The following is a 15,701-nucleotide window of genomic DNA, read 5'->3' on the forward strand; positions in this document are numbered from 1 at the left end:
CAGTCCCCTATTTGGCGTGGGGATTGCTTCAGGTTCTAAGCAACCGGTTACGAAGCTTCAGGGGGATTGAAATGAAAATCGCAGTTGGAATTATCGGCATTCTGCTTGGCATGATTTCGATGCTGCAGTCCTGCGCGGTCGCGACGGGTGGAAGCATCGCGGCCAACCATGACCTAGCGGGCGCTGGGTCAGTCGGCGTGTTGGTCGGTTTGCTGTTCTTCGTCGGCGGCGCCTTCGCCTTCGGCCTGCCGCTGATCTCGGCGATCATTTTCGTCGTCGGCAGCTTGTTTGCCTTCATCGCGGCAAGCGCATTCACCGATATGAAGATTTGGGCGTTTGCAGATCTGATACTGGCAGTGATGGCGTACTTCGCATGGAGAAGCGCTCGAAAGGCCAAGACCACGCCTTCGGGAGCGGCCCCGAAATGACGATCTGGTTTTACGAAGAAAACGGACAGCCGCGCGGTCCGATCGAAGAAACCTATCTGACCGCCATGCTTTCGAGTAAGGCGCTTCCGGCAAATACGCGCGTTTGGACGGATGCTTTCGGCAGCCAGTGGAAGGCGGCCTCCGAAACGGACATTGTCCCAAAGGAAATCAGGGTAACTCCGCCTCCGCTGAGTGTTGTTCAAGCGGCTGTTCCCGCGACCGCTGTCGTCGATAAATGGGCGAGATGGATCGCGTTCTCGCCGCTGATCATCCTCGCTGCCGATACGATCGTCCTGCTCGCCGGTGGCCATCCCAACACCCCGCCCATCAGCACCGGCGTATCGCTGTGGGCAGCGATCGGCGTTTTCTGGCTGGCTTACAAGGACGCCAAGGCGATCAAGAACGCTGGGCAAAACCCGACGGGCAAGGCACTCGTTCCGTTCATGCTGCTGACCCCAGTCGGCTATCTCTGGCGTCGATCGGCCGTCATACGCGCACCGCTCAGATACCTATGGATCTGGCTCGCCTGCGCGGCGGTCTTCCTGATCGCCGAACTGGCCATAGATCCAAGCCTCAGCGTTGCCAACGCAGCGGAGACTGGAGATCTCCTGTCGTACGGATCACGCGCCGGGATGACTGTCACGATCACAGGCCGGTCCGGCATCGATACGGACCATGCCGAGATTACCCTCGATCCCACAGCCCCGAACTCGAAGGGCTTCTGTATCGATTCCAACGGGGATGACGGTGAGACATGTGTTGGCAAGAAGTTGGCCGACGCCAAAATTCAAGCGAGCATCGTAGCAAATTGCTTTACAGGAAAGTTCACCAGTCCATGGGGCAACGGCTTCCAATTCAAGGGCCGCGCTGCCAATGGCGATTATTCCTACATAGTTCAACCAGACGTCGTTCCGCACGAAGTGCTTGATTACAGAGCCAACTATGATGTGGCGATTGAGGCGTTCAAGGCGCTATGTCCCGCCAGAGTTGCGCGAGCCGATCGAGAAGACCCCGTTCCTGAGGTTGCCGAAGAAAGCAGTCTTGACGATGCCGAACAAACTGCCCCAAACGTGGCTGAAGAATCCGTCACGGACGCCCCTTCGAACGGATCGACCTTCCGCGGCCTCCAGTTGGGAATGACAGAAGCCCAGCTTACGCAATCGGTGGATCGTTCGTTTGCTTTAAGCTCGAAATGGACTGGCACCCTGCAAGCGTTTTCCGCTCTTGCCAAAGGCTTGAACCCAAACGGACCGCAGGGCCAGATGCTGTTTATCGTCAAGGACCAACAAGCTTGCGGGCAGATCTTGATGCGCGACGGCCACGCTGCTCGCCTGCGGTTCTATCAGTGCTACTTCGACATCGCCAGCGGCATGTCGATCGACGATTTCGCGCGACAAATAGTCGATACCTTCCAGCTTGAGGACGGCATGTCCAGCCATTGGGAAATGCGTGGTGATGGAGCGTACCAGTTCAAGTACACCGAGTATGTCGGTGTCAGGCAGACTACGTCCGAGCGCTTCACCGCCTCGCTCCATCAGATGGACAACAACCTGACGCTGACAGTCGAACGAGTTCCCCACGCCAACTTCAACTGAGACCCTTCGAGGGTCTCGGAACTCAAGTGCGGCTAATGGCGTCCAGACGATCGACTTCTCTTTTGAGGTGATTGAGCGTTGCATAGCCAGAATGGCTCAATTGCAAAATTTCTATGATCATCCAAGCCACCCATTGGCTAAACCGGGCAACGTCTTTTTCAGTGACGTGCTGGTGGGCGCCGCGATGGACTGCAAGCGATCTTAGATCGTACATGTCGCTGATTTGCTTCTTCAGCTTCCCGTATTCAGAGAAATGAACGAAACGAAACCCACCGTAGGTCAGTATGCTCGCAAGCCCAGACGAGACAGATTGAGATACCCTCTCCTTTTCAAGAGAGAAAAAGGCTTCGACGCAGCTCCAATATTTGACGATTCTCATGGTCAGCGGAGTGTCGCGGTGCGCATCTGAGAACCAGTAAATCGCCCTTTCGATTGCTTCCTCGACCTCTGTCTTGTTGCCTTTCTGTAAGTTCGTCGCCGCGAGCCCGATCATTCGCATCGCGTCAGACCTGTCCGATAACTCGGTATCTAGCGAAAATGGCTGTCCTCTTGGAGATCCAAAATGCGTGGTAACGTGACTGTCGGCTTGGCTCCAAGACATCCAAACTGAGCGGCCCGGTGCGTCCTCTGGAGTCATGCCCGTACCGATGCGAAACCCTGCAGCGCCATTCTCGTATGTAGCAGCGGCAGCGATTGCAATCAGGCCAACGACCAACACGGTCTGCTCTGAGAACAATCGTCGCGCCACTCTTTCAGTCGCGAAAGCTGAACCATGGAGCCACAAAGCGCCGGGCCGAGCCTCCAATATAGAAGGATCCGGGTGCTTCTCGTAAGAGACATTCGCCGATTTCAGGACAGAAATCGGACTTCGCAGTATCCTCATCGGGCCGAGACTGAATGAGTCCTCTGATTCCAGTTTTATGCCAAAAATTGGAACGATGAAGAAATGCTCGTGTATCTCGCCGGTGACCAGATTAGATATGGCATCGAGGACCTCTTGAGGATTGTCAGGCATAAGAGCTTGAGATAGCCAATCCTGTACGGCGCTTTTCCATGCCCGCCAGATGTCCGAATAGTCTGCCTTTCCATCGAAATAATCGCGCCGAGATACCATCTCGACGACTTGCATGAATTTCTCAAATCCAAAATCAGTGAGGTATAGATGCTTATTCTTTCTGATCCTAAGCTCCCTAGCGAGAGTTCTGTCGCGCGGTATCTCGCTTATGGATTTAGGAGCTATAAGTGACTTGGACTTAAATATGTCTTCGGCGCACGAGAATAGAATACGCAGTTCCTTAGGTGTGAATGGCTTCCCCATATTTCCCTTCTCAATGCGCTGAGCAAGGCCTCAGCGGCTCCCCTTAGGATAACCAGCGATAACGGAGATCGCTTCAGCGTGGTAGATCACCCGTTCGAAGTTTCTAAGCCTCGCATCTGATGCGGTCTCAGCGCCGCAAAAGACGACTGTGGTCCAGTCATGATGGGCGTTCAGGGTTTGACGCGTCTGATACGTCTTGGCGAAACAAGCGGCGCGAAGTGGGTACGCCTCGGGCTGGCCGTAGCCGAACCGTTCGCCTGAATGCTTGAATTCAAGATGGACCGCGAGAATGCGGTTTAGAGAATTTCGAAAGAAAAAGATGGCATCCGACTCGAGTCCCTTACTATCGGGAATTCGACAAGTGCATCGACTATCTAAACCGCACCAGTAGTTGGCCCAGAAAGGCTGTATTGTAGGCCGCGTTCGCCAACGCACAGCGCGCTGTTCGTCTACGAGGGCGGAACTGCCGGTGTAATTTGGTTCCGCCGACGTGCCCCTAATCAACCAATCTCTGACGTGTTGAGAGGTAAATACGCTCTCAGCGATGGCATTCAAGTAGGGCTGGGCTTTTCCCGAATATGCAGGCATAGAAGTTACCTAAATGTCGCTGCGAACATGAAACGTGTTGATGATCCCGTTAGCCGAACTATGGGAAGGTTGGCATTACCGAAAATTTGGACCGGCTATCGCGAGCTTTCTCGGTTCTTGAAAGCCTGTTCAATAGCTCCTTTGACTTGCGAAACGAGCGCTTTGTCATGTGACGACAGCACATGGACGTCGCCGCTGGAAGTGCGCAAGACCAGCGTCGATTTGGAGGGCAGCATCGTAGTTGCGAAACCTAACCCGAAAAAAATGAGGACCCCCCACAGAAGGCCAGCTTTCATCCAAACATAAATGGAAAAGATAATCGCCACCAAAATTAAAACAGCACCGAAACCTCCGGCCTCCTGCTTAATGCTCACACTTCCAATGCTTGAAATTTGATAAGTCACATTCCCGAAGATAGCGGTTGCATCCGTGACGTGGATGCCTCCACTTGTGAAGTTGACCTTCTCCATGCTTCCCCCACCTAGCTTTTCTGCCCTTTTGGACGGTGGAGCATTCTCTCTTTCTTGCCAAGCGTTTTGTGACTTGTTGTTTGCGGGCGCTGAGTTCGTTTCCGTCACAGTTGCGCGGACGGGTTTTCCGGACTATTCGAAAAACGCAATCAATTGGGAGATGAAACGATGTCGGATGCTGCAGCAGAAACTCGTAACGCCGGTGTGTTGGGTTTAACTGCAGAGATTGTTGCGGCGTACGTGCAGAACAACCCAGTGCCCGCGATCGGCCTTCCAGATCTGATTGCAAGCGTCAACTCTGCCTTGATGGGAATTGGCCTGCCTTCGAAGCCGACAGAGCCTGAGCTTATTCCCGCGGTGAACCCCAAGAGATCCGTGTTCCCAGATTACATTGTTTGCTTGGAGGACGGAAAGAGGTTCAAATCCCTCAAGCGCCACTTGAATGTCCACTATGGGCTGGCGCCGGAGGAATACAGGTCCAAGTGGGGCTTGGCTCGAGACTATCCGATGGTGGCACCAAACTATGCTGCTCAGCGGTCCGCCCTTGCGAAATCCTCAGGCCTCGGCCGAAAAGCGGCTGCAAAAGGTGCCCCAAAAAAACCTGCAGCCAAAGCCAAGAAGCCTGCCGCGCGGCGGAAGACGGCTTAGGCCGGAACCTCGATGAATAGATCAGCCGCCGTTGGCGCTATCGTGTGGTTAAGCCTTACGGCCTACCCTGCCGTGGCGCAGCAAACATTCGAAGGTTACGACTGCACCGCAGGCTGTTCAGGCCACCAAGCAGGATACGATTGGGCCGAACGAAATGGTATTTCGGACGCCAACGACTGCGACGGCAATAGCCAATCCTTCAATGAAGGTTGTCAGGCTTACGTTGAGGAGCAACAGCCAGCGCCAGACGATGAAGTCCCTCCCGACGAAAGCGACGAGGACAGTTCAGAATAGCCCGATAGTGCTTTCTTCTCTCTCTAGACTCTTCCGCCTGACGGAAGCATTCTCCCCTCGGGGAGATGGCTATGGGCAATTCTGTTCGGCCGTGGGTTAGACGGCGGAGGCCTTGGTGGCGTTCGCTTCTGCGCGCTCGCCTCCCTATTTCTCTGGCGCTGCTTGGCACGGCGTCCCTCGCTTATGTCGCAACAGACACCCAACACTCACTTCCAAATGTTCATTATCCCGTCAGGTCAACGACCTCCGTCGCCGTGCGCAGAGTGGGCTGTGACATCAAGGGAAACATCAACGATCGCGGTGAGCACATCTATCACGTGCCCGGTCAGGAATATTATTCGGCTACGCGCATAAACCCGGCGCGAGGCGAGAGATGGTTCTGCTCCCAATGGGAAGCGTGGTGGGCTGGGTGGCGGAAGGCCAAAGTATGAAGATAATGGCTATGCAGCGGCGCGGTGAACAGTGACGGGTGACGCCGAAAACCTGTCAAATTTCTTTGCGGCTTTCGAGGAAATGATTGCGTCGATGCCTGAAGCCACAGCGAAGACGATGGGATAAGATCAAACATACCGCTGCCCGGCGGTCGGCCCTTTCAAAGTCTTCTGGCCTTGGTCGCAAGCTGCGAAAACGCTGCCGTCGCTGCGCCAGCCCTCCTGGAGCTACAATTTGCTGAGACGCGATAGCCAGACGGCTGCAAGGCAGTTAGAAACGTTTCGTAATTCTCACCCTGATCGAGATGAGTAGTCTTTTTTACGGATCGGGACATGACAAAATGGCAGGGATAACGGCAACGCGATGATAAAGTCGGTCAACAATTATCCAATCTCACAGCTTTTCGACATAGAGGCCTCGGTTGTTTACGCCGTTCCCCGGTATCAAAGAGAGTACACTTGGGGGAAAAATCAGTGGGAGACAATATTTGACGATGTACAGGAGAATGATGGCGGTTATTTCCTAGGTTCGATCATATGTATCAACCAGACCAACGATAGCCTCGACGTGCAGCGGTTGGAGGTCATAGATGGCCAGCAGCGTTTGACCACTCTTTCCCTCCTCTTTGCCGCTATCTATCAGTCACTAAAATCTCGCGAGCAGGCTTTAAACGACGATCAGAAAATCGAAATGCTCAATCTCAAGCGCAAGCTTGTGCTAAAAAAGGGAGTTGACCAACTCCGCGTTATTCCTCAGATTCAAAACCTTAACCTAAATGACTATCGAGCCGTTCTGTCTGAATTGGGTGCCGTAAGCCCCTTTGATGCTCCCCCGTATGCAGGAAATCGGAAGATTTTTCGCGCGTATCGATATTTCCAAACTCGGATTGAGGAGACAGCCAATATTTCGGCCGACCCGCTCGTATCGATCTTGGAACTTCTCGACAAAGTAAGCCAAGCATGTTTAGTTAAGATTGAGGTTGCTAGCCACGCAGACGCTTATACTCTCTTTGAATCGCTAAACAATCGAGGAATGCCACTTACGGCAATTGATTTAATAAAGAACAAACTATTAGCCAGAGCGGAGGCTACATCGAGCGATAAGGTCGATTATTACTTCGACGTTTGGAGCACCCTGCTCTCGCACCTCGGCGACGATTACAGTGTTCAAGAGCGCTTCTTCCGGCATTATTATAATGCCTTCAAGGACGATTTAAATAGGCCATTTAGAAGCGACAAAGATAAAAGAAAAGACCCTCTTGGCCCAGTTGCTACACGTACTAACCTGATTCAGATATACGAGAAGTTGATCAATCAAGACGCAGGCGCACAGCTCCAAGGGATTCGAAGCGCAGCCGAATCCTATGCGCTAATGCTTTCTAGAAACCAGAACTCGGCGCTTTCAGTTTTAGACAAACCGTTGAAAGATCTGGAGCGAATTCAAGGTGCGCCATCGCATCTGCTGCTATTGTATCTCATTGTGAAGCAATCAGAGTTGGGACTCCAGCCTTCGCATTTGGACAAGATAGCTCGTCTTCTAACGCGCTTCTTTGTTCGCAGGAATCTCACGGACACGCCACCGACGCGCGATCTGACCCGCTTATTCATGTCGATAATCGAGAAGGTGGCCCCTCTCCGAGGTGATCGGGTGGTCGACGCGGCGATTGAAGACCTTCTGGCAGTTTCAGCTAGCGACAAGGTCTTTGAGGAGAAATTGGAAGGGCCGATTTACGAAGAGAACGTGGGTGTTACTCGTTTTGTTTTGTGCGCTCTCGCAGAGGAGGGAATGACGAGAGAGACAACCGTTGATCTATGGAGAGTCGATAACAAACAGTATGTTTGGTCGATTGAACACATTTTCCCACAAGGTCAAAACGTTCCCCCGTATTGGGTCGATATGATGGCTGGCGGAGACGCAGCCGTGGCAAAGGCGCTAATTCAGTCTCACGCCCACAGGATTGGAAATCTTACTATCTCCGGATTTAATAGTGCTCTTGGGAACAAAGGGTTTTCAGAAAAGCGAGACAGGGTCGATAGCAAGGGACTTCCCGTCGGTTATAAGAATGGTCTTAAGCTGAATGATGTACTGGGGTCAGCTGACAGTTGGAGCGTAAAACAGATTGAGGACCGCACTGCTGTCCTCGTTGGCAGGGTTCTAAGTATATTCGCTATCGCTGATAAATAGGACGGTTCGTTTGTAAACTCAAACCGGGCTTTGCGGTGGTTGCAGAGCGCCAAAGTTAGCTTCTCAAAGAATCTCGGGCGAAGCCTAGCTCACCACGATCAACGTCCTTTGAGGAACCAAAATGATTATCGTCATCCAATGCGCAGGCAAGAAACAATCCCCGGCCGGTCACCTGACCAAGAAGGACGGCAGAAAGGCATGAAAGGAGAAATCACCGCCGACATTAGCAGCGCCAACGTTTTTGCGGACTTGGGTTTTGACAATCCAGAAGAGGAACTGCTCAAAGCCGAGCTGGCCCGTGAGATTCGCGCCATTATTAAACGCCGCCGCCTGACCAAGGCGAAGTCGGCTGAGATGCTTGGTATTGGACAGCGCGACGTCTCCGACATTGTTGTCGGCCGCACCGGCAAATTCTCTCTCCACCAACTTATCCGCTGTTTCGATCAGCTCGACCACAAGGTCGATACGGAGGACAAATAGAGATTAACTCCGACTCGCTTTCTTAGTAGAACCGCGTCGATGCCCGGAGCTTCCCTGTTGATCTTTCTCGCGTCGAAGGGTTGCCCGTAGAAGCCCCGCCGAGATCAGCTCCGAGTTGGTGGCAGGCAAGCCTGCCTGCGAATAGGCGGTCCTCATCGTGCCGAATCGGTCTAGGAAAGCCTGATACCTAGGTAGCCCAGCGTCAGCATTTATATGTGCGACCGTGACATATCCGTATGCCGTTTGCAGTCGACGAAGGCACTCCAAAAGCTCTTCGTCTGAGTACTGTCGATCTGCCTTAGGACCTGCGGAGCACTGCTTATAACCGACAACTGCATAGGCGGCTCTTAGGCTTCCAAAGTGCGCAACATACGCTGCCGCAGCAGGCGTATATGGGCAAGCGTTGATAATCGAGACGGTAAGCTTCTTCTTTTCTTTGAACAGGCGCTGGAGGCATTTGACCATCCGCGGTCTCTCATAACCGTAGCCCCGCTTACAACGGAGTTCCCGTTGAGCCTTCTCGAACTGCCTTACGTCCACAATCGGGTCCATCACCCGGGCTCTTGTCCATTGTTCAGGAGGGTTCCGGTTCGGTCTGCCCTTCAGCAAATAGGATCTGCGATTGTAGACGTAGTAACCTATCATCAATTCGTTGCTGAGCACGGCTTTGACCCGCCGGTGATTCCAGACCCGACCATTCGTAGAAGGAAGCCCCTCTTGATTCAGACTCGTTGAAATGCGGCTCATGCTTCTCTTTTGATTCACGAACATGTCGAATATCCGCTGCACAACACTAATTTCATTCGGTGGCCCGGGGACAAGCAATACACGGTCGGAACTCAACCCCTTTCGCTCGCCGGACTTAAGTAGAAACAGCGGCTCCCGGTCTTTGTTCACCAAGAGGCGTCTCACGCCATATTGCAGGACGCCTCCTTGACTGAAACCAAGGAGGGCTTGCTGTCGATGTGCCCTTGAGACCTTGAAAGACAGTTCGCGGCTGAACTCGCTCGCCATTGCGCGCTTCATGTTCTTTAGGATGGTCGAGACCATGCTGCCGTCGTTTTCAAAGGGTTCGGCGCAGTACACCACCGCGACACCCGCGCTACGACAGAGGAATTCGTAGTGGGCGGATTGATCCGCGTCCGGAAAGCGACCCCATCGGCTGACGTCTAAAACCAGAACGGCAGAATAGGCATGTTGCCCAGTCACAACGTCAGCCAACAGCCGCTTCAGGCCGTCTCTTCCCTTCAGGCTTAAGCCACTTTTACCGGCATCCGCGTAGGTATCAACGACAGCGAACCCTCGTTTTTCGGCATACTCGGCGATGGCAGCGATCTGGTTCTCCAAAGAATACCGCTGGTGGTCGGTAGACATGCGAATGTACTGCGCAGCCGGAACACGGAGATCGCTTGTAAGCTCAGTCACTATAGTGCCTCCGCGCGAGCCGATCTAATGCGGCAGGACGACGCTGATGCCCGCATATTACTCCACAACGGGCTTGAGCAAAACGTTCTGAGCCGTCAATTCACGTGTGCTTGCCGTAGCCGAGCGGCTTGACCGGGAGTCGGGTAGCGCAACTCCGTCCCTATGGCGGCTGGCCGATGACGGCGGAAGGAGACGCCAGCACCGTAAGTACTTCCTGCAGCGAACCCGTCAGCCCTTAGTCGTGGCACGGCCTCGATGCACCCGAAGGCTTCATGGCGCTGCCACCGCAGGAGCATTGAGGATACGGTAAACCTGCATCCTTGAGCAACCGACTACCTTCGCGATCTGCGTCGGGCTCTGGCCGTCATCGCGAAGGGCCATCACCTTGTTCCTGTCGAGACGCTGTCTGCCCCCTTTGTAGGCACCGACGGTCTTCGCTCTCTCAATTCCCTCGCGCTGGCGCTCCTTGATGAAACGCCGTTCCATCTGAGCGACCATACCCAGCACGGTCAGCACGATGTGGCCCATCTCCCCCCGGGTCGAAACGTGAGGATCCAAGACGGTTACAAACGCCTCTCGCTGCTCGCATTCGTGGATCAAGTTTAGAACATCGCGAGTGTCTCGGCCAAGCCGATCGAGCCGCGTTACGACAAGTTCATCACCCGGTCGGAGAAAGTCGATGATCGTCGCAAGTTCGGCCCGGCCATCGCGGCTGGCCCCCGATACCTTTTCCGATCGGACGATGCTGCACCCTTCAGCCTTCAGCTTGGCAATTTGGGTTTCGAGGTCCTGATCGATCGTACTAACGCGGGCGTAGCCTATCCGGCTCATGTGGTGTCACCTCATGGTTTAGGCCCGAGGCTACCTTGTCACAAATAGTCGCTGTCAACTCCGATGTTACATCGCCCTTGCGCAATGGCGTGACGTCACTTTAGGGCATACCCTAAAGTGACATGTTCTCGTCTCTCGTGGTTGACTTGCGCATATGGGCGGTGCTGGCCGAACAGCGTCCGTTCGTTGAAGCGGTGTTCAGTCACCTATGGGCCTGTCAAACCTTCTCAATCTAATGAATAGCGTAGGGATCTCCGCAGTGCTTCGAGCAGGGGTTCAGACGCGCTCTTATCAATGCTCGCCGAACCCTGTCTGGTAAGGATGAGGGTGTTAATCGGTGAGCCCTCAATCTGAACTCTTATTTTGTCGTTCGTATATGAAGCGCCATTCGTCAATTTATCAGCAGCTAGACGAACGTCATTGGCACCTCTTAAAATCGCCGTTGCCATAACACTTTCAGTGAGCTTGATATCTCGCATCTGGCAGCTAACTATTTTTATGTCCCTGTTTGTCTCCTTCGAGAAAAGCTCGCACCATCTAATAACATCTACCTTAATTTCGCTGACAGACACTTCGAAATTGCAAGCTTCCCCAAGGCGCGACAAAAATAAACTCATGCTCCTAGGCGGATTTATGATTTCGAGGTCCGAATATGATGGGTTAACCGCGAAGCCAATGCCCCGAAACTCGGTTCTTTCATAAACAACTTTCTCTCCTAAGGGACTCTCCACAATCTGACTGATATCTTGGCGCTCGATAAACCGCCCCTCCAAAGAGTTGGGCCGCACCCGATCCAAAATGAAGCCGTTTTGTGTTGCAGCCGTGAAGGGTATTGCTCTCAGCCTCTCCGCCAATGTTCTCATATCGAAAGGCCAGCGGACACGGAGCCATCTACGCCGGGTCATGCCGCTGTCACTCTTTCAGCGGGTTCTTGAACGGGAGCTCCTGAAGCAATAATCTCATCGAGTGCGTTTGCCGATGTGCGCTCCACCAGACTCCAAAGCGCGGGCTGCCTATTTGGGTCAAGGGGTTTGAAGTCGGAAGTGGGAGTTCCGTCAGTCAGTCGCCGAGCGATCCTGACCCCAAATTTAAAACCTTTGCCTTGGCGAGGCTCGTCAAATGAAACGTCGAACTGCATGAGATCATTAGGCCTCTCTGTTTGAAGCGCCCTCCAAGTTACCGCTGTGATGAAAAACCCATTCTTTTTGAGCGACTGATATTCCTCAGACTGCAAGAGGTTCATACCGCTTAGAGCGACGCTGTTTATTTTGCCGACGATTTCGCTCTCGACCGCGCGCTCCTTCTCTTCGATATCCATCTCAAGGTCTTCGCCGACGTCATCGTCGCCCGATGCGCATTTTATGCTAACGACCGTCTGCAACTGGTATCCGGGAATATTTCGAAGCATACTCATAAAAAAAGTAGTCCGTTGATCCGCCGTCAATCCATCCAGTGACAAATCCTTAGGTGTAAGAGACTGAAGCTTAAGTTGACTAATCTTTTTAATCAATCGATCAACGACACCTCTCGCCTTTTCCGTTGCAGGCATCCTTATCGTAGTTCGATCACTCTCCAAGATAAACTCGATGTTTGCGTCTCTTCGTTGCCTCTGTATTAATCTTGTCTTCGAATAGTCTATTTCATCGTATGCGACATTCAGCTGGACTTCTCTCAATCTCCGTTGCTGAGTGGTCAACTCATCCTCACCTGCAAACTCTTCCTTATAACTTCGCACGACTTCACTAATCTCGTCATGAGTAAGAGACACAGGCACGTCCACGTAAGCCCTCTTCTCGTTTCTATTCTGATATTCGCGTCTCTCGATCAGTTTGGTCAACGAGGCAAAATCATGAGGCAGGATGGAAATATCACTGGCAAGCCGCTCTCGGTCAGTTTTGGGAGAATAGATAATTCCTCGGGTTAGCGCGATTCCACGTAGCACACCTTCGCTCATTCTCCCCTTAGATGACATGAGCAAGTCAAATATATCTTTGTCTGTAGCTGCCAAAAAAGGCAATTTATCCGTCATATGACATTCCTATCTGGATCTCGGAGAATGTCGATATTACATTGTTTATCAGCTCGAATCGTATGTTATTTAAGACGTCCAATAGGCTATTCTTCCCTTCATCGGTCGCGCCCATAGCTTCTATATAATGAAGCCGTGCCTTTTGAAAATTTTGTAGCGACGTGCCCGCTTTGTCTATAGAGCGAATGAATATTTGACGCTCAAGGTCAAACAATCCATGCTGGCGCATATAATCCAATAGGTAGAGGAATTCATCAACCGTTTCACCGGGTGGTCTGTAAAACACCACCAACCCCGCTTTTCTCTCGCTGTTTCCGTCATATTGCAAAATAATCCACGGGCCGGTAAGCATTTCCAACGACGCGGCGCATCGCTGTTTTCCGCGGAGCTGTGCACGGCGCACCGTCTGCGGGTAAAAAAAAGAGCAAGCTCCTCGATCTGGTAGTCGCGCCGCCCCTGATCTCCCTCTCATTCGTAGTATTTCTTGGCTGACATTATTGAGCCAATGAATTTCGGCGGGACCAAGAACGACCAATTTTCCATTCTTGGGAGTGTGTAGGTCGTCAAAGTCCAATTTCTCAAGGTTATCACTAAATGTCCGATCGTACCCTCCGTCATGATTGTAGATGAATAGGAGACCTGAGACTGAGAAGTCCTTGTGCTTGTGCACATATCGCTCTTGCCACTCGGCGCTTATCTCTGCGCAAGCGACCTGAGCGGAAAGGCTAACAATGGCTTTCTCGATTTGTGACCGCCCGATCGAAGCGGCAGCGTAGCTCTTGAGATCGCATTGAACATAGGTTGTAACGTCGTCGTAAGGCTCATCGTAATAAAAGACGACATCGGTTGGATGCGTAGCTACCTTGTGGCTCTCGTAATTATCGCATTTGAAATCAACGTTGACTGGTCCAATTTTTGTCCAGAGAAACTCGGCAAAAATCTGGTCGGAAATTATCTCTGCAATTTGCGCTATACCCGCAGTCTCACCCATGCCTATCCTGCTCCCACATGCGAATCTCCGTTGTGTAGCACTCTCCGAGCCAATATTACAGGTTTCCTGCTTTGTTGGGTGTGGTCGTTAAAGAGCACCTGTCAACCGAAAGGAAAAGGCCTCTTTGACTACTCGGTCGAAGTGTTGGGTCGGCTCGTAATTATCTGGTATACGTAATGTCGGAACGTTATTGGCCCGCTCCTATTGACCGGCCCCTGCAGGTTGAAAAGATTGCTATCATTTGCCGCTGTTTATGGCGACGGGATATTCATTTCATCTGCTTGGTACTGCCCCACAATCTTGCCAACGTCATTTAGTTTTGTCTCGGGCGGTACCATGTCGAGGACCTGCATCATTGTTTCAATCGGGTCGGTATGACCAATTTTCATAGTTGTTTGCGAGCTGGAGAACTCCCACCATTGCCCGCTTCCGTTCCTCAGTTCTGCAAACAGCTCCTCAACCGTTCCGGCGGGCTTGTAGATCGTTGTGGCATCAGATCCGACGGGACCAAACAGGCACCAGACAAAACTTCTACCATCGTCGGTTTTCGCTATCGGTGTGAACACCACATTTGTTGAACGCTCGCCGTACTTGATGCGCCGGACGCCGAAGACCTCCTTCTCCTCACCATTCTCAAGGAGTTTCGAGCCTTCGACAAATTCTTCTCTGACAGAGGCTGCCATTCCGTACCCGGCGAGGCTGCTTCGCCCTCGGAGATGGTAGTATCGATTTACGCAGGCGTTCAGGATCATCGATGGTGTAATGCCCTTAAGGTCGCGAATCTGCAGGGCATAGTCGATGTAGTCGATTCCTAGAAATCTGACCGCATCAACGTTGTCCGCCATATAGAGGTCATCTCGTGTCGGTTTGAGAAGTTTCGGCAATTCGGCGGTAGACACATACAAATGGTCGGCAGTGGCTATAAACCGCGAAATTCCCAAGACAGCAGCGGTATACGCCTCTGAGACGTTGTCAGCAGTGTATGAAGACCCGCTCAGGGCGAGATACGGAGCGTGGAAACCAAGCAAGGCGTCACGTGCGATTGAACGATCCGGAAGCTGGTCCGGGATAGGTCCATCCTCGGGGGCTGGTGTCGGATCCGTTGCCCGCTGAGTGCCGCCAAGGAAAGCCAGCGCACAGGCGGAAAAACAATGGTCTCCAGATTTGACAACTGTCGCCAGCCCTAACCTGCGGAAGAGCAGCGCTAAGTCGAGCCCAGCCTGATAAGATCCACCCGAGCTGTTGAGTTCGACGACAATTCTTGGCCAGACCTCGCCATCATTTGAGATCCCGGCTTTCGCCAATGCGACCTTGACGCTAGCGGAGTCAGTATCATTGATCTCGCCTTCAAGTCGAAAACCTACCGCCTCACTTCCTTTGTGCTCGACCTTCCCGACAAACCTCACCTCGGCAGCTTGCACCATCCCGGCTAGACCGAGAAAGATGCCGAGCGAAAGCGACGCGCAAAGCCTCCAACGCATGTTACTTCGCAATTCCGGGACAGAGGTGCTGGAAAATGCCGAGCTCGACCCAGTATCCCGAAGCCGTTGTGCCGTCGAGAATCTCGCCAGTTTTGACGCGCTTTATAGCGTAATCGGCGATCATTTCGTCTGACTTCTTGGCGGGGCCGAGGAACGCGAACTTTTCGTTCGATAGATCCAACCAAGTCCGTTTGACGCAATTACCGGTCACATAATCGTCGATTTTGACCAAAGCCATTGTCTGCTTGACGCAAGCCATCGAGTAGTCCGAGTTATATTGGACACAGAAGGCTTTGGCATCCTTGGGCGTGTGCCGTACGTGAATCTTGGCGTTTGCCGTGCCGATGCCTTCCGTCGACACTGTGGTAAGCTGCATACCGGCCCGACTTCCGTAGTAGATGGGATCGTGGTCATCGGCCCATCCTGCTGAAGCGGAGATAGCGATGGCCAAGACTGCAGATACGTACCTGAAAAACTTCATAGTCGTCCCCAATGATACTCCAAAGT

Annotated in this window: 15 protein-coding genes; 6 read left to right on the forward strand and 9 right to left on the reverse strand. The window is 52.7% G+C overall.

The features are described from left to right. Together EN925_RS03775 and EN925_RS03780 are read left to right on the forward strand one after the other, a co-directional pair. The coding region (locus EN925_RS03775) for a hypothetical protein (protein WP_245487205.1) at positions 1-428 on the forward strand (428 nt) is incomplete at its 5' end. Further along, positions 425-2,023, forward strand: a complete 1,599-nt coding sequence (locus EN925_RS03780; protein WP_164753407.1) for a DUF4339 domain-containing protein — start codon at positions 425-427, stop codon at positions 2,021-2,023. The genes EN925_RS03775 and EN925_RS03780, both read left to right, overlap by 4 nt. Positions 2,024-2,045: 22 nt before the next feature. On the opposite strand, the gene EN925_RS03785 is transcribed toward EN925_RS03780, so the two are convergent. Then, positions 2,046-3,152, reverse strand: a complete 1,107-nt coding sequence (locus EN925_RS03785; protein ID WP_127368075.1) for a HEPN domain-containing protein — start codon at positions 3,150-3,152, stop codon at positions 2,046-2,048. Positions 3,153-4,024: 872 nt separating this feature from the next. Then, positions 4,025-4,399: a DUF6232 family protein gene (locus EN925_RS03790; RefSeq protein WP_127368076.1), complete on the reverse strand. Its 375-nt coding sequence runs from the start codon at positions 4,397-4,399 to the stop codon at positions 4,025-4,027. Between the two features lie 168 nt (positions 4,400-4,567). On the opposite strand from EN925_RS03790, the gene EN925_RS03795 reads away from it, so the two are divergent. From EN925_RS03795 to EN925_RS03815, 4 genes are all read left to right on the forward strand, one after another. Then, entirely contained in the window at positions 4,568-5,047 is a 480-nt protein-coding gene (locus EN925_RS03795; protein WP_127368077.1) for a MucR family transcriptional regulator, read from the forward strand. Between the two features lie 12 nt (positions 5,048-5,059). After that, on the forward strand, positions 5,060-5,341 hold the full coding sequence (locus EN925_RS03800; protein WP_127368078.1) for a hypothetical protein: 282 nt from the start codon (positions 5,060-5,062) through the stop codon (positions 5,339-5,341). A gap of 795 nt (positions 5,342-6,136) precedes the next feature. Next, positions 6,137-7,957, forward strand: a complete 1,821-nt coding sequence (locus EN925_RS03810; protein ID WP_127368080.1) for a DUF262 domain-containing protein — start codon at positions 6,137-6,139, stop codon at positions 7,955-7,957. A 198-nt stretch (positions 7,958-8,155) separates the two neighbouring features. Beyond that, entirely contained in the window at positions 8,156-8,437 is a 282-nt protein-coding gene (locus tag EN925_RS03815) for a helix-turn-helix transcriptional regulator (RefSeq protein WP_127368081.1), read from the forward strand. Between the two features lie 3 nt (positions 8,438-8,440). Here EN925_RS03815 and EN925_RS03820 read toward each other — a convergent pair whose 3' ends face one another. The 7 genes from EN925_RS03820 to EN925_RS03850 form a co-directional block, all read right to left on the reverse strand. After that, entirely contained in the window at positions 8,441-9,862 is a 1,422-nt protein-coding gene (locus EN925_RS03820) for a recombinase family protein (protein ID WP_127368082.1), read from the reverse strand. Between the two features lie 270 nt (positions 9,863-10,132). Beyond that, positions 10,133-10,693, reverse strand: a complete 561-nt coding sequence (locus EN925_RS03825; protein ID WP_127368083.1) for a recombinase family protein — start codon at positions 10,691-10,693, stop codon at positions 10,133-10,135. Positions 10,694-10,920: 227 nt separating this feature from the next. Beyond that, the gene (locus EN925_RS03830) at positions 10,921-11,598 is read right to left on the reverse strand and encodes a hypothetical protein (protein WP_024503100.1); all 678 of its coding nucleotides are present in this window, start codon (positions 11,596-11,598) and stop codon (positions 10,921-10,923) included. Next, positions 11,595-12,722 (reverse strand): hypothetical protein, encoded by a 1,128-nt coding sequence (locus EN925_RS03835; protein WP_127368063.1) that lies wholly within the window; start codon positions 12,720-12,722, stop codon positions 11,595-11,597. Before EN925_RS03835 ends, EN925_RS03830 begins: the two co-directional genes overlap by 4 nt. Continuing rightward, the gene (locus tag EN925_RS03840; protein ID WP_024503098.1) at positions 12,712-13,713 is read right to left on the reverse strand and encodes a hypothetical protein; all 1,002 of its coding nucleotides are present in this window, start codon (positions 13,711-13,713) and stop codon (positions 12,712-12,714) included. Before EN925_RS03840 ends, EN925_RS03835 begins: the two co-directional genes overlap by 11 nt. A gap of 251 nt (positions 13,714-13,964) precedes the next feature. Then, a complete protein-coding gene (locus tag EN925_RS03845) occupies positions 13,965-15,194 on the reverse strand; it encodes a hypothetical protein (protein ID WP_128336349.1) in 1,230 nt (409 codons plus the stop codon). Position 15,195: 1 nt separating this feature from the next. Continuing rightward, on the reverse strand, positions 15,196-15,701 hold a 506-nt coding region (locus EN925_RS03850), incomplete at its 5' end, for a hypothetical protein (protein WP_348630315.1).

The organism is Mesorhizobium sp. M7A.F.Ca.US.006.04.2.1 (assembly GCF_004022915.1).
GTDB lineage: Bacteria > Pseudomonadota > Alphaproteobacteria > Rhizobiales > Rhizobiaceae > Mesorhizobium > Mesorhizobium ciceri.

Excerpts from the sequence above, each read along its gene's own strand:
- EN925_RS03815 (WP_127368081.1), top strand. The coding sequence starts at position 8,156 with ATGAAAGGAGAAATCACCGCCGACATTAGCAGCGCCAACGTTTTTGCG.
- EN925_RS03785 (WP_127368075.1), bottom strand. The coding sequence starts at position 3,152 with ATGCAAGTCGTCGAGATGGTATCTCGGCGCGATTATTTCGATGGAAAG.
- EN925_RS03780 (WP_164753407.1), top strand. The coding sequence starts at position 425 with ATGACGATCTGGTTTTACGAAGAAAACGGACAGCCGCGCGGTCCGATC.
- EN925_RS03830 (WP_024503100.1), bottom strand. The coding sequence starts at position 11,598 with ATGACCCGGCGTAGATGGCTCCGTGTCCGCTGGCCTTTCGATATGAGA.
- EN925_RS03795 (WP_127368077.1), top strand. The coding sequence starts at position 4,568 with ATGTCGGATGCTGCAGCAGAAACTCGTAACGCCGGTGTGTTGGGTTTA.
- EN925_RS03825 (WP_127368083.1), bottom strand. The coding sequence starts at position 10,693 with ATGAGCCGGATAGGCTACGCCCGCGTTAGTACGATCGATCAGGACCTC.
- EN925_RS03840 (WP_024503098.1), bottom strand. The coding sequence starts at position 13,713 with ATGGGTGAGACTGCGGGTATAGCGCAAATTGCAGAGATAATTTCCGAC.
- EN925_RS03800 (WP_127368078.1), top strand. The coding sequence starts at position 5,060 with ATGAATAGATCAGCCGCCGTTGGCGCTATCGTGTGGTTAAGCCTTACG.
- EN925_RS03790 (WP_127368076.1), bottom strand. The coding sequence starts at position 4,399 with ATGGAGAAGGTCAACTTCACAAGTGGAGGCATCCACGTCACGGATGCA.
- EN925_RS03810 (WP_127368080.1), top strand. The coding sequence starts at position 6,137 with ATGATAAAGTCGGTCAACAATTATCCAATCTCACAGCTTTTCGACATA.
- EN925_RS03845 (WP_128336349.1), bottom strand. The coding sequence starts at position 15,194 with ATGCGTTGGAGGCTTTGCGCGTCGCTTTCGCTCGGCATCTTTCTCGGT.
- EN925_RS03835 (WP_127368063.1), bottom strand. The coding sequence starts at position 12,722 with ATGACGGATAAATTGCCTTTTTTGGCAGCTACAGACAAAGATATATTT.